This is a genomic window from Stieleria neptunia (genome assembly GCF_007754155.1).
Classification (GTDB): Bacteria; Planctomycetota; Planctomycetia; order Pirellulales; family Pirellulaceae; genus Stieleria; species Stieleria neptunia.
The window spans coordinates 6,356,882-6,373,650 of sequence record NZ_CP037423.1 but is presented as its reverse complement, the minus strand read 5'-3'; the positions used below and the strand labels follow the sequence as shown (position 1 = coordinate 6,373,650).

The following is a 16,769-nucleotide window of genomic DNA, read 5'->3' as shown; positions in this document are numbered from 1 at the left end:
GACAAGTTGACGGGTTGGACCAGACTCTTTTGACTGCCGCGTTCGGATCGATTCGTACCGACGCGAACTATTTGGAATCCGCCGACGCGGACCGTGACGGCGATGTCGACGCGCTGGATCGTTCGGCACTGGAAAGTGCATTCGGATGGATCGCCAACCAAGCGCCCGTCATCGTGTTACCCGCCTTGCCGATCGAAATTCGAAACGGGCAATCGGTGCCGCTTGATTTAACGGCGTTCAGTTCTGATCCTGAGAATGATCCGTTGTTCGCTGTAGCTTCGTCCGTCGCCGGAGTTGATGTTCGCAACCTGGGCGGCGGATTGGCGGTGGTCAGTTCCACCGGATCCATCGGTCAAACCGGAAGCATTGACGTCGCCGCCAATGATGGAATTCTTTCTTCAGCCGCGACCTCTATGTCAACGTCGGCCGTGGCTGCCGGCTTTGTCAAATTGGAAATCGGCTCGCGCGAACGACTCATGTCTCCCGGCGATGTCGCCCTGATCAGCGTCCAAGGGATCCGACCCGACGGTTCGGTGGTCGAATTGTTGCCGGGCGAAGCATCGTTTAGCAGCACCGCCGGCGACGTCGCTTGGGTGACCGACCGCGGACTCGTTACCGCCGGCATCGCAGGAACCGGCGTCATAACGGTGACCGCTGCCGGGTTAGCGGCGGCTTTGGCGGTTGAAGTGGGGGCGCGTGCCGAGCGATTGGTTGAAGTGTTCCCGACCAGTTATGCGATGACCGCAGGCGAAGCGAGAGAGATCGTCGTTCGTGAACGTTTGCTCGATGATATTATCGACATCTCACCCTCGGTCACGGGCACCGTTTACGTTCCCGAGAACGCCTCCGTTGTGTCGGTTGACGCCGAAGGAAACCTGGTCGCCGTCAGTGAAGGCACGACGCGGGTGACCGTCATCAACGGCGGACGGGCAACGGTCATCGACATCTTAGTTGCCTCGGCGGCAACCGGTACGGTTTCGATCGGTGCCGACGGCGGCTTGGTATCCGACGGCACCGGAGTCGTGGTCGGCGTTCCCGCCAGTGCCGTGGATGCTGCGAGAGACTTTTCGGTTCAGCGGGTCCAGGAAGGCGATCTTCCGTATTCCGTTCCCGGTGGATTCAAGTTTGCTGCGGGGGTAACGATCACCGGCGACGAAGTGGCGACCGATCTGCCGCTCAGCTTGGCGATCCCCGCTCCGCCGACGGCTTCACCGGGCGACGAGTTTTTCCTGATGCAACCGGTCGATGTCGTTTTGGAAGGCGGTGTTGTGGAACAGAGTTGGCGTTACGTCGATTCAATGGTTGTCGGTGCCGACGGGATCGCGCGCACAACCAGTCCTCCGAACATCGGCGTCGGGGCGCGTACCTGGAACAACGGTTCGTCGGCAATCTTCAAACCCAGCCCGGTAGCCGCCTACGCGATGACCGCACCGGATTTGTCGGGATACTTGGCCCTGCGAAGCGATATTCAAATCCGTGAAAAGCAATACAACGACTATTCGGCACAACGGTTCCCGGGAGTGGTCAGCTTTGATCAAGCGACCGGTCCCGATGCGGGCGATCCGGAGAAACGGTTCTATGCTTCGGCCGGCCCGTTCGGTGACATGTTCCTGCCGGTGGTAGCCGAGTTTGACTATGACATGAAATACCACGCAGCCCAGCCGGAAGGTTTGGTGTTGCTGGAAACGAATCGCGTCCGCGTCAGCGAGGCAGAAATCCAGCAGGGGTTATTCCCGCTGAAGCCTCGATTGATCGCAGCGACGCTGAAGGCACCGACGATCACTTCGGCCGAGATTGTGATCAGTTCGAACAACGAAGAACCACAGCTAAAACTTACCGGCAAGGACTTTTTGTTCCAAAGTCCTTACGCGGATGCAGGGCCGCTAGGAACACGCGTGGCCGACTTGTTCGTGACCTTTGAAATCGGCGGTCGTGACACCTTCGATGCCGACGGCAATGTGTTTCCGGTCGGCGGATTGGATTACACCGTCGACGGTTCCGAACTGACCGGCGACGCCACAAGTTTGACGGTACCGATTCCGCAAGGCGTGTTGGTGGGGGCGAGTACGATCACGGTGACTCGCCCGAACAACGCACCGCTGGACGGTAAATTCGGCCGCCAGATCTTTACCAGTAATCCCGTCACCCCCGTGACGCAGGGCCGGTTTGCCTTTGTCCCCGCCGGCGGGGCCGATACCGTCACCGTCTATGACTTGTTTGCAACACAGCCTTATCAAGGCAACGACAAATTGGTGCCGAAAGTCGTCGCAGTGATTCCGCTGGGAGCCGGCCGCACCGATGTGGATGCCAATGGTCTGGCGCCGCGCAAAAGCGTTGTTTCGCCCGATGGAACCCGCGTCTATGTCACGCTGCAGCGATCCGGCGAAATTGCAGTCATCGATGCGGTCGCGCTTCAAGAAGCCGATATGATCACCGAAGATGATCCGAGAGTTCCGGACGATGTGAATAAGGACGGCGTTCAACCGATCGATCTGCCCTCCGGCGCACAACCGTTTGATGCCGTTGTCGATCCCCAAGGTCACTATTTGTTCGTGTCCGACTTTCGGCATCCGATCGTTTACGTGATCGACATCAACCCGTACTCGCCGACATTCCACGAACTTGTCGATTCGATTGACTTGCCGGAGATGGAAGTCCCCCGCGGATTGCGCGGACTGGCTGTTGAAACCGACGGAAGTGCGTTGATGGTGACGGCGCCTTCGGGAACCATCTATGAAAGCGCTCCGGCGGACCGGCCCGGCAAGGTATTACGCATCGATTTGAACCCGCTTCGCGACGCAAACACTCGCAAGTTGGTTTCCGGATCGGGGGAACAAAGCAAGGCACCGCCGATCGACGGACGTTTGATCTTTGATAAACAGTTGCCCGATGCGATTACGGAGGTCGGCCCCAATCCCTACGACATTACGGCAACCGATGAAGTCGGGGTGTTCCTGATTGTCGATCGCTCGGCAAGCGGAGAAGGGTTCGGGGTACTACGACGCGGAACCGAAGTCTTTGATTACCAATTCGTCGACCTGAATCCGTTTGGACGAATTCCCAGATTGGTCGAAGGACGCGATACCCAGGCCTTTGGAGTCCGCAATGCGCAGAGCGTGGAATTTGTACCGGCCAATCTGTTCAAAGACGCGATTGGCAAAGAACACCCCTCCTACGCTTTAATTACGGGGTTCAAAAAATTCACTTCGGGCGATCCGATGAGTGACCCCAGCCTGGGAGTGTTTGATGCCTACAACCCATTGTTCGAACACTGGATCAACGGTGTCCCGGTATCTCGTTCGACAATCAATGAATCGATTGTCGCCGGCGGCAACATCGGGATCATTCGAAAACCGACCGGCGACTTTGATAGCTTGGTCGATGAGCCTCGGTTGGTTGCGGCAACACGACCGATCGAAGCCGGTTTCCCCGACAACGTTGCCGTGTCCGCAGCCACGGGGATCGCGTTGGCATCGTTCACTGCCAAAAACACCGTGTTCGGGTACGACACGGCTTCGGCGATTTCACTGATCGAAGAATATTCCGAACGCGGCGTTTTGGATCCGTGGGGCCAATATCCCAACGGCGAACCGCCGGAAAATTCGATTGCGGAACTATCGACGATTCTGCGCGGGCCCCTGTCGACCGTTCCCATTGATGCAGTCTCGCCCCAAGTCGGCATCGCCGCTGATTACCGATTCTTTGCCGACAACGAACCGGGCGAACGACCGTCGGTCGGCTATGGCGTTCCGCCGATCGATCCCTTCGGTAACGGACCTCCTAACCTTTACGCACCGCTGGGGACCGATCGCGGACCGCGCGGCATCAGCATCCAACCGACACTCAAAGGCAACTTGATCGGCCTTTCGCCGACGCCGTACAACCAGACCCCGAGTCTGCAAAGTTTTCCGAATCAAGCGGCCGATGTCGAAACCGGAATCCAATCCTCCGCAGAAATTCAAACCGGCGCGTTCCACGAAACGCATTCACTGGTTACCTATCAATCGCAGGGTCAAATCCGCGGTCTGAATCTCCATTACGATTCGTTGCGCGCCGAAACTCGATTGATCCATTACTTTGCGATACCGCAAGCCGACAAGATTGACACAACAGGCGATCCGCGAATTGCCGTTTCGTTGTCCGCACGGAACGCTGATGCTGTTTTCCAAGCCGACTCAAAACCGAACGACGAAGTATTGGAACAATTGCGCGATGCGGGACTGTCCGAAAATACGTTCTTTACCAAACTGCCCAGTAAGGTCGAAGGGGATTCGCAGTATGGGCTCGGAATCCCGTTTGACCTCAGTGAAGCTGCCAGCGGACTGTACACACTGTCGATGGATTACCAAATCGTGCGCGAGCAGGGCGGACGTCTGGTTCCCGAGCGTGTTCAAACCCAAACCGAACCGCTGTCCGTCGTCAACTCCCGCAAGGGCGCATTCGGAGCGGGTTGGGGATTGGAAGGCTATTTGGAATTGTTCGAAGGCGACGGCGGAGTGTTGCTGGTCGACGGCAACGGAACCGAACAAATCTTCCTGGCGCCTGAGGAGTTTGGACAGGCCTACACACCGCTGGCACTGGACTACTCCGAACTGAAACAGGACGCCAACGGTCGCTTTACACGGCGAATGCTGGACGGAACGGTCTATCAATTCGACGCAGACAATCGTTTGTCCGTGGTCCGCGATCGCCATGGAAACGAAACCCTGTTCACTCACCGAGACGGCCGTTTAATCTCCGTTACCGATCCCGTCGGACTGGTAACGACGTTCGGCTATTCGGGCGATCAAGTGACATCGATTACCGATCCGGCCGGGCGCGTTACCCGGTTTGAATACACCGGCGATCAATTAACCAAGATTACCGATCCGGACCAAACGTTTCGAACGTTCAATTACGATTCTTTGCCGTATGAACCGGATCGCGATGCGCGGCCGCTGACCGGATTGATCACGTCCCAAGTCTTTAAACGGGGCAACGCCAACGATCCCCTGGATGACGAATTCAACGAAACGGTTTCCTACGACGGAATCGGACGAGTTAACGGCGGTGAACGAATCGACGCAAAGACATTCACTCTGTCTCCATCACAATCCTTTGCCGTTCTAAAGGTTGCAGACGCGTCGAACTATGATTCCGCGCCCAAACTGGAGATCGTCGCTTCACCGGAACGTCGTGCCGAACCCGATCGACCCGAAGCTGAAAAGTGCGGCATTGATCCGGATCACAACAATGACGAAACGTTAGGTTACCGCGCCGGTGCGACGTACACCGATTTCCGCGGCAACAAAGTCGAATACGAAGTTACCGGGTTCGGTCAACTAACCAAAGTCGAAGACGACCTTGGTGTCGTGCGGCGATTCGATCGCTCCGCCGCGGGCGGACAGATGATCGCGGAAATCGACGCACTCAGCAACGTGGTCTGTTTTGTCTACGACGCCTTTGGGAACATCATCGAACGCACCGATTTTCCGGGCGGCCCCGATTCCGGTGTCGCCGTCAAGACGGAATACGAATTCGATCTTGCCAAGAACAATCAACTGGTGCGCATCACCGAAGGGATCTCTCAGGGAACCTACGGACGCGAAACCATTCACACGCTCAACGCGGTGGGCGATGCGATCACCGTGACAACCACCGTGCCGGATGCCCCTGAAGGCAACCCGACCAGCACCGTCAAGAAATTTTCGTTCACCACCAGCGGACTGCCATCATCGGTCGAAGACGGCTTGGGCAACGTCACCAGCTATACCTACGATACGCTGGAGCGTATGAAAACGACCGTCTTTACCGACGGCACGATGACCTTTGACTACGACGGACTGGAAGGCAATCTGGCGCGCACGGTTGATCCGGCCGGCGACGTCGTTGAAATGACCTACGATCCGATGAATCGTGTTTTGACGACCACCAATTTCCTGCAGGATGTTCAATACACCAGCACCAGTGATTACGACGCCCAGGGAAACCCCATTCTGCAAACCGATCGCAATGAAACCCAAACCACCTTTGCATACGGCGTGATGAACCGGCCGATCGAGCGAAGTGACGATGCCGGCGAGCTGAACTACGTGTCGCAATTCGCATACGACTTAACCGGCCTGACGCCGGACTACAGCATCGAAAGAAATCCATCGTACAGCTACCGCATCATCAAGAACCCGCGCGGATACTACACCACGGAAGTTTATGACAAGCATAACTTGTTGATTCATCAATACGATGAACTTGGGCGGCAAACCACGTTTACCTACGATGCCGCACGGCGACACGAGGACGATCTGTTGCCCGGCGGAGTATTCATTGACCGAACGCTGGACGGTCGCGGTCGGATTGAATCCGAAACAGGTCCGACCGTCGAAGTCAGCTATTTTGAACACGACAACCTGGATCGATTGACGCAAGTTGTCGAAGAAAATGATGCCACCGAAGATCGCATCACACAGTATTTCTACAACGTGTTCGACTCGGTCGGTTTACAGATTGACGCCGAAGGACATTACTTGCGGACCTACCACGACCTGGCTGGCAATCCCACGCAGACGATCGAAGCCGCCGAATCCGACGATCCGTTTGCGACTGTATTCGGCTACGACACCCGCAATCGCGTCGACTCCATCACCTACAACGGTGCCGCGTCCGAGTCGTTCACGTATTTCCCCGACGGCAATATCGAAACCCGAACCGATCGTCGCGGATTTACAACCCTTTTTGAATACGATGCGTTGGATCGACAGATCAAAATCACCAACGCCGAAGATGAAATCACTCATCTATTCTACGACGGCAATGGAAACGTTATCGCAACCGTCGACGGCCGCGCCGACGGCAATCGCGACAACACGGAATTCCGGTCCGAGATGGATTACGACGGACTGAATCGGATGATTGCGTCGACCGACCCGCTCGGTAACATGACCACCTACACCTATGACGCCGTCGGCAACCTGCTGACCGAAGTCGATCCGAGAGGCAATGAAGACGGTGCCGATGCGGCTGACTATACCAGCACCTATTTCTACGATCCGATCAACCGCATGTTCCGGGCCGAATACCCGACCGGCGTTATCAAAGAGTTTGATTTCGATGCCGTCGGATACCAATTCTACGAACACACGTTCGGCGGTCAAAATTCAACCAATTCCAATTTGACGATCAATACCTATGACAAATCGGGCCGATTGCGAAAGGTCGTCGACGGTGAAGGCAACACCACCCGCTACGATTATGACCAGATTGGAAACCTGGTTCAATTGATCGACGACCGCGGCGCCGACCACCGCACGGAATTCAAATACGATCTCTTGGGCCGTGAAATCGAACGTAAGATTGCACCGGGTAGCGACGAAGAAGCAATTTGGGGAACCGATTACAACCCGCTGGGCTTGGTCGAAACCAACATCGATCCCACCGGTCTGCGCATTGAATTCGGCTACGACGATCTGAAACACATGGAGACACGGACGCGAAATGGATTGGTCGATCGGTTTGTCTATGACGCCGCCGGAAATCTGATGTCCCAGACCGATCCCCGAGGCGACTTCTATACAACGAATTACGATTACGACAAAGTCGGTCGCCTCGTCAAGGAATTTGGTCCAAGCGGCACCTCCGACAATCCGGTACCCTACGAGATCGTTACCGAATACGACGATGCCGGAAACATGACCTCGGTTTCCGATCCGCGAAACGTCGAATGGAAAACGACCTTCACCTATGATGCCGCCGGTCGTGTCACAAGCGAAACCGACGCTTTGGATTTCACAGCCTACTACGAATACGACGCTGTCGGCAACCGAACGGAAATTCGTGGGCCGGAAAGTAGTGGTGAATCCGACGACACCTACCTGGTGACACAATACTTTGATGGGCTGAATCAGCTGATCGGCATCACTGAACCGGCCGATCCCGATGCGGCGACGACAGCGGGTTACACGACCTGCTTTGCCTACGATGCCTTGGGCAACGTGATCGCGACGGGGGATCCACGCAACGGCGCCTCCAGTTGCGACGGTTCAATTCCCTCGGGCGAAATTATTACCACGCGAGTCTACGATTCGCTGAGCCGGCTGAAAGAACGCACCGATGCAGCGGGTAATGTTGTAAAACGCGACTACGATCCGGTCGGCAACTTGACGGAAATGATTGACGCCCGCGGCTATATGACAACCTATGACTACGATCGGCTGGGGCATCAGAAGCTTGAAACCCGACAGGCCGGTGAACAGGGAGAACTCTTTGCCGTCACACAGTTCAAATACGATGCAGTCGGAAACCTGGTACGCCAAGTCGACCCGCGCGGTGACCGCTATTGGACGGAGTTCAAATATGATGACCTGCACCGGTTGATGGAAACTCATGTCAACACATTCGATGCCGCCGAAAGTGAACAAGTTCTTGTCACCAAGTACACGCATGACGATGCGGGAAACGTCGAATCCGTCACGGATCCCCGGGGTGACTTCTTTAAAGTCGAATATACCCACGACGCCAAAAACCGCGTCGTCAGTCAGTCGATGAACACGGGCGCCGAAAACACACCCGGGCCGCGCTCCGTACGCACCTATGTGTATGACGCTGCCGGAAACCAGACATCGGTCGTCGATCCTCGTGGTGCCTACTACACGTCGACCATGACGTATGACGAGCGAGGGATGCTGCGGGAAATCTCTCAACCGACCGGCAGCGAAAACGCACCGGGCGCACCTGCGGTTACCACTTACGACTACGACGCGGCCGGAAGAACCAAAACGATACAGTTGCCTTGGGTGAACACGCCCACCGAGCGCGGTATCGTCAGCTATGAATACACGCCGCGGGGGCTGTTGTCGGCGGAAATCGATGCGGAAGGCAACCGCATCGAATACTCCTATGATGCGGCCGGAAACTTGGAGGTTACTACACGATTCGGGGATGAATTCTCCGAAACCAAGATTGAAACCGTATTCCCCGATGCTTTGGGGCGTACGGAACGCGTGATCGATGCCGACGGACGGGAATCTCGCCTGTTCTACGATGAAAACAGCAACCTGATTCGGGTGGTTGGCCCGACACTCGACCAAGCCGGATTGCCGCACGAGCAATCTTGGACCTACGACGCACTCAATTTCCAATTGACGCATACGGACGCCGAAGACCACACCACGGCAAACCAGAACGACTTTGTCGGCAACGTGATCGCCACCACCGACGGTCGCGGCGAATTCTTTACGACCTTCATCAAATACGACGCGCGGAATCTGGTTTTGGAAACACGACGTCCGGCGGGCGAATCGATCGATTCAGGTCAATATCTGGTTGATCAGTACGACTACGACGGCGTCGGCAATCAAGTCCGTCACATTGATCCGCGCGGACCGGCCTACGCGACCACCGCGATTTATGACACCATGAACCATCCGGTGGAAACGTCGCGAGCCTCGGGTGAATTTGGAAGCCCGAGTCAGCACGTCGACAAGTTCCAATACGATGTTGCCGGCAACCGAATCGCATATATCGATCCGCGAGGCGAGCAATTCATCAGTCGTTACACCGTCGACTTTGCCGGCCGCACGCTGACCTCGGAATACCCCAGTGGTGACATCGGAACAACCGACACGGTGATTGACCGAAAAAGCTATGACGCGATGGGCAACGTCGTCCAACAAGTCGGGATCGGCGGCGAAGACTACGTAACGACCTATCGGTACGATCTACTGGGACGGATGGTCTTGATGACCGATCCGATCGGTGAGAGCGAGGAATCCGTGTACGATGCCTTCGGCAATTTGATCACGCTAACAACCACGCTCGGACAGACACAATTCCGCTATGACAAACTGGATCGTAACGTTCTGACCGTCGATGCATTGGAGCACGAATCATTTAGTCGCTATGAATCCGGCGGCAGCAAACGCATTGATACGAACCCCAGAGGTTACGAATCCACCACCGTTCTGGATGGTTTGGGACGAATCGTTGAACACACCGATGAAATTGGAAACACCGCCACGACTAAATACGACGCGGTCGGTAATCCGATCGAAGCGGTCGATCCGCGCGGTATCAAAACGGTTAACCGCTTTGATGCGCGAAACCTGTTGATCGCGTCCACCAAGGCTGCGGAAACAGACGAAGCGTTGACCTACACGATGCAGTATGACGTCCTGGGCAACTTGGTCGCCGAAACCGATCCCCGGGGTCAGTATTTCACCGTTAACTATTTTTACGATAATTTAAATCGACTGACCGAAGTTCATATGCCTGCCGGTGTCCCCGGCGAGCCCGGTATCCCAACTCCGGGATACGAAGACAAATTGGTGCGAAAGGTCTCCTACACCGAACTCGGATCGGTGGCGTCGGAGACTTCGGTACGCGGTGACTTTTACACCAACGTCTTCACCTACGATCGGCAAAATCGATTGGTCAGAATTGACGCACAGGTCGGCACGCCGGATTCGCCCGAAACCGTCACCGTCCTGAACGACTACAACAACGCAGGCAATATTGTTTCGACCACCGACGCAAACGGTTTTGTAACCAACAGCGACTATGACTTAAAAGGCCGCGTGATCCTGCAAGAAGTATTGACCGACGATCCGGCCGCCGGGTCGGCGGAGAAGTTTGTCAATCGATGGGAATACATCAACCGCGCTGACGGTTATGCGGTCCAGTACTTCGACGCCGCAGGCAACCTGGATACGGAAACCATCTACGACGCGCTGGGGCGCGCCGTTTCCGTCACCAGCCGCTTTGATGAAGACGCAACGATGCGGTATGACGCCAACAACAACTTGATTGCCGAAACCAGCGGATCCGTGTCCTTTACTTATGATTACGATCCGCTCGATCGCCGAGATACCGCGACCGACGCCGACGGCAACACCTCGCGATTTGAATATGACGCCAACGGAAACCTGACAAAGACCTTCGATGCGTTTGGCGTTCTGATCGATCATTCGGACTATGACCTGCACAATCGACGCGAAACCTATACCAATGCGCTCGATGAAACAACGCGATACGAGTACGACGACGCCGGCAATTTGACCAGCGTCACGGACTCGGCGGACAATGTGACCACCATGGATCACGACGCTACTGATCGCATGATCCGCGAAACCACCAGCCAAGGCGTTCGTGAATATGTCATGGATCCGGCTGGCAACATCATTGAAACCACCGATCGCAACGGTCGCCGCACCTTGTATACCTACAACGGTCGCAATCAAGTGCTCCGCGAACGATGGCTGGATGACAACCACGATGTCATTTTTGAAGTCAACAATGTTTACGACGCCGGCGGACGATTGATATCCACCACGGACCCGAACTCTTCGGTCTCCTATCAACTGAGCGGCGATGTACTCGGTAATCCCTCCAGCGAAACGACCGATGCCGTCCCCGGAATCGATCCCATCGAAGTCTCCTACACCCGCAATATCCTTGGGCAAACCGCGCAACAATCAGTCCGTGTCGGTACCGCAAGTCCACTACTGACGGAAACTTATTCGTACCAGGCCGCTACCGATCGGATGGAGAGCATTCGTCAAACCGGAACCGCCGTTACCAACAAAGAAGTAAGATTTGAGTACGCGACCGGACTCGCATCGATCTCCCGAATTGAACGCTATGACGATCGCAGCTCACAGAGCTTGCTGGATACGACGTTGACCTACGACAGTCGCGGATTTCTGGATGTGCTGCGACACGTCAATTCCGGTTCTGCGATCAGCGAGTATGACCTGGACTACGATATCGCGGGCAATATTGAACTCATCTCCGGCACCTTTGATGACGCCATCTATTCCTATGACGATCAATATCAGCTAACGTCGGTAACGCATACCGCGACCGAACTGGACGACGAAATCTATGATTACGGCGCCAACGGACAACGGATCGCGTCGACGCATCACGGAACCGCCTACCAAACCGACGATCAAAACGAACTGCTGTCGGCAGGAGATCTGGCGTATGAGTATGACGACGAAGGAAATCTAATCACGTCGACCAACGTCGATGACAACACGGTGGATCGCTATGCCTGGGATCACCGCAACCGCCTGATCCAGGTCGAAACCTATGACGAGAACAACACGCTGGTCCGAGTCGTTCAGTACGGCTACGACCCGTTGGACCGGCGGATATCCCGCAGTGTCGACAACACGCCCGGCGACGCGACCGATCCGCAAATCGAGTATTTCACCTACGTCGACGGAAAGGTTGCAATCAAGTGGGTCGATGTTGACGGCGGCGGTGCAAGTTTGCCGGAAGTCGACACGACCTACCTGCAAGGCCCGGAAGTCGATTTGGTACTGGCTCAGGATTTCGGCGACGCCGGATACCAATGGCTGGTGACGGATCATCAAAACACCGTTCGCGAAATCACCGATGCAGGCGGGAATTTGTTGACCCACTTCTGGATCGATTCCTTCGGGCGCGTTCTCGGGCAAACCGTCGAAGGCTTCTCCAGTGATTACCTGTTTGCCGGGCGTGAGTATGATCACGAAACCGGGCTGTATTACATGCGGGCAAGATACTTTGATCCGCAGGTCGGACGCTTTATCAGTGTGGACCCGATCGGATTTGCTTCCGGCGAAAGCAATCTCTACCGCTACGTTGAAAACAACCCGGTCAACTTGCGTGACCCCAGCGGATTGAGTCTGTTTGCCAACCCGTTCCGAAGCGCCGTTCAAGCCGCGCAGCGTCCGATCGGTCCGGTTGATTCGCTGGATACCGCCAAGTTCGTCATCGGGGCAGTCAACGGCGCGATCGACGCCTCCATTCAAAGCGGGATCGAGCTGGCCAACACGTTTGTGTTTGATCCGATTCGCATGGCAACCGGCCAAGCGCCCGAAGGACAACTCTGGACCCAGGCCGTCGTCCACGGCAACTATACCGAAGCCGGTAAGTTAATCGGGCCGATGGTACTGGGTTTAGTTCCCGGAATCGGGCCGGCGCTCGCCGCCGTTGCCGGCGCAGCGATCAATGCTCGTGATTTCCAAGAGAGCTTTCTGAAAGCGACGACCGCATATTACGGCGGTGACGGTCGCGGTTTTGGGGAAGCAATGACGGAAGTTTATAGCGGAGCCAAAGATCTGGGCGGAATCGGCACCGCCTATTCGAGCGTCAAATCGGTCGGATACAACGCATTGGGCGGCAACTCGATTCGCCACGGTGCCAAAGCCGACGCCGGCGAAACCCGCTCAATGGCAAAGGCTCAAGAGCGTGCGGCACAAGGTCAAACCACCGACGTCGCCCAGCGTGTGCAGCACAAACACGACGCAGTCAATGCCGAACCGACCAATTCGGCGCCGACGGCTTCGCGAAACCGGTCTGCATGGGAAACGCTGTATTCGGGAGCCAAGTCGTTACACAGTTCCTACGTTAAAATGCGAGGATACTACGACAAGGCAAAAGCAACCTACAACGGAGTCCGCGATCACTTCAACGATCCGGAGGTGCAACGCGACTATTACGAAAAACTGGAAACCGCCGAGAAGTTCTATAACAACGTCAAAGGCAAGGTCGAATACCTAAGGAAGAAGTTCAACGAGCGTCCCAAGCCGACAACGCATGACGCGGTCAAGAATGCATCGATTGCATCCAGATTGCTTACCGCCGCGAAAGAGCTGGATCCGTCCAACTTGTTCCCGGGAAAAACACACCCAGTCGACCGACTGGAACAGGCCAAGCCGAAAGACCGTGTCTATACAGGTGACGATGCATTGCGACTGGCCGCGCGTGTCAGGGAACTGTCGGGCGTGCCGACGTTTACCGACTCAAGCCGAAAAACTGCGATCGATACGTTGGTGGCACAGCAGGTCGAAAAAGGTCATTCGGCCGATACGATACGTTCGTTGATCGGCGATATGCAGAAGACGCTCGGCAGCGGTGCTCCCGGATTCATGGATCGCCACCGCGTCGCCAACAAATTCAGCGGTTCACAACAGTACCATCAAATGTTGAGGGTTTTGGAGGAAACCGCAGTCCGCCAAAAAGGAAAACCGAACGGCGATATCGCTGCCGGAGTTTTGCGCATCGTTCGCGACGGAGACGCCGGCGGAAAAGTGGTTCACCGGCTCAGCGATTCGGGAACCAAGATCGATTTCCAAGATGTCGGGCGCGACTTTTTCCAAGCGACCGAAATCCGTTACCTGATGGCGCAAAGCAACTCGACGCTTGATTTTATCAACACGCTTTCCGGTCCGGGGCCGTTTGCCGGTCGGCAGGATGCTGCCAACGCGCTGGGGACAGTCAGTCAATTGCTTGACAGCGAGTTCTTTGTCTTGGGCGCAAAGGGAAGCTTCTTGGAGAACACCAAACTGACCTCGTTCGGTGACGGCTTGAATGCGATCCGCGCCGAGGCTGCGACCTATGCGTCGGCCATCGGCAGAAACGGTGCGGCGATTGCCGATGCCGTCGCCACCAAAATCGTCGGTATCCTGGACAACTTCATCAATCCGGGTGTCGCGGTGAAGACCAAGAAGAACGCATTCAAGGCGTCCGGAAATCCCAACAGCGCCGACCTGGATATTCGTCACCGCGGGCTGGAAGATTTCATAACCGGCATCGGTGGCCGAAATCAATTGTTCGCCCATGATGTGATTGACCCGGTCAGTAAAAACTTGGCAGTGCATCCCAGCGAACTCAACAACCCCGCGCCGCGTGTTCGCTTAGGATTGGACAAATCTGGCGGCCTGCAACTCCAATATTTCAATGTTCCCCAACACAAAATGGGAACATTCCATCGGTCGAAAGAGTTTCAGCAATTCGCAAAGAATCTGGACGAGTTCGTACGCAAGGGTGAACAGATTGCATTGGTGACACAAGCCGCCGGTATCGAACTTGATTTTGTCGCCTGGGTCGGCCGCAACGGGATGTTGGAAACCAGTGCCAAGGGTCTGCACACCGATCCTGAATTCCACATCCGCATGGGTGCAACCGGAGTCAGCTATGACGCAAAAACCGGAACCACCGCGTTTACCAGTGAATCGGGTTCACAGTTCACCGATGCGCGACGCACGACGATCTATAAAAAGGCGTACCTGCCGGTAATCAACGCAGTGGGCAGAGTTTTTAATCGCGATCAAAACCTGCTGGCGTCAGATGAACCGTCGACGATCTATGGTCCGGTCGACGTTCGGATTCCTGCCGACACTCAATCCGCGCCGAACCGGTCGGCCGGGTTGAAGACCGGGTTGTCACAGGCCGCCGGCGACATTGAATTCCAAGTGTCAAAGGACGAAGCCATCGGGGATACCGCCGCGTTTTCGCAAATCCTCGAAGCAGCCGCGATGTATTGGAAGGCCGAATTGGGCATCCCCTACGACGTGTCCGTCAAAATCGATGTTACGGACCTAAAAGGCGGACGACTGGCCTCTGCGATTCCGGAATCCTTCGAAAACGGCACGTTGACGGCATCCATTTTGATCGATGACAACGCCGCCGGACGGGAGTGGTTCATCGACCCGACTCCGCTGGATGATCGTGAATTCAGTGGCGCCGAACCGGTCAACGGCTATGATCTATTAACCGTGGTTTCACACGAATTGGGGCACCTGCTCGGATTCGGCCAATGGCATCCGGGATTTGCGTCGATTACCCAAGGCATCGAATCGTCGGCTCCATTCATTGTTACCGCAGGAAACGAGTTTGCCCTGCTTCCCGGCGGCAACGAAATGGACCCTGCCCGCCACGGCGAACGGCTGATGGCTGCAACGCTGCGGGCCGGGACGAGAAAGTTGCCGGGAGCGGAAACTGATATTCTTACCGATGCCTACAACACGGCGACGCTGACCGAGTCCAACTTTGATTCGTTTGCGAACGCCAACGACGTTCATCAAGACGGCCACGACGGAGTTCCGCTGGGATTTGTGCTGATGGCTGATTCGGTGGCATCCGCCTATGTCACCGGTCCGGCTGTCGGGTTGACCAACGAGGACTTCGAGCAATCGAATGAGACCGCCGACGATTTCGCCTGGGATGTGATCGGCGACATCTCGATCGCCGCCGGTGACGTGATCATCACAGAAGACGTCGGCATGGTTTCCGATCTGTCGCAAACCTATGTCGTGCCCAACGGCATCAATACGATTTCGTTTACGTTGACCGGGATTTCGATGGACGTCGGGGGTGTAGCTGATGGCAACGCGGTGCATCCGCCGGAGGTGTTTGAGGTCGCTTTGTTGGACTCAGTCAATGCGACCAGCTGGATGGGCGAGATGCCCAAGTTGCCCGGTGGCGACGCGCTGCTTTCGATCCAGGCCGACGGGACGGTGTACTTTGCCGACGGCGTGACCGTTGAAGGGGTGCGTCGCAGTGGACGGATCGGTGACTTGACCCAGCCGATCGATGTCGTGATCAGTCTGCCGGCCGAAGCGAGCGGCGAAGTCGCGACGTTGATGTTTGATCTGGTCGGATTCGGTGACGACAACAGCCAGGTCCAGGTCGGCGATATCCTGCTGGAAGCGAGCAACGGTTGGCAAAACCCGATCAACAAGTTTGACGTCGATGACAAACTCACCGACGGCGTCAAGTCCGTTTCACCAATTGACGCGTTGATCGTGCTGAACGAACTGGCACGCATCACGGTCCATCATGCATCCACCAACAAGCTGTTTGAAATCACCGACACCGTCGGACCGCCACCGTTTTACGACGTCAACGGGGACGGGTTCATCACGCCCCTGGACGCGCTCCGCGTGATCAACGAAATCGCCCTCCAGCAAGCCGCCGAACCGGAAGCGTTTGACGAAGCGTTGGGGGAATGGTTGGACGAGGTTTAG

At 56.0% G+C, this 16,769-nt stretch carries 1 protein-coding gene (cut by a window edge); it reads left to right on the top strand.

Features of this window, described 5'->3' with window-relative positions; all coding sequences use genetic code 11:
* On the top strand, nucleotides 1–16,769 hold the final stretch of the coding sequence (locus tag Enr13x_RS22225; RefSeq protein ID WP_145389076.1) for a CARDB domain-containing protein. 20,122 nt of this gene lie to the left of the window's left edge; the window shows 16,769 of its 36,891 coding nt (coding positions 20,123–36,891); its start codon lies off the left edge, out of view; it ends in the stop codon at nucleotides 16,767–16,769.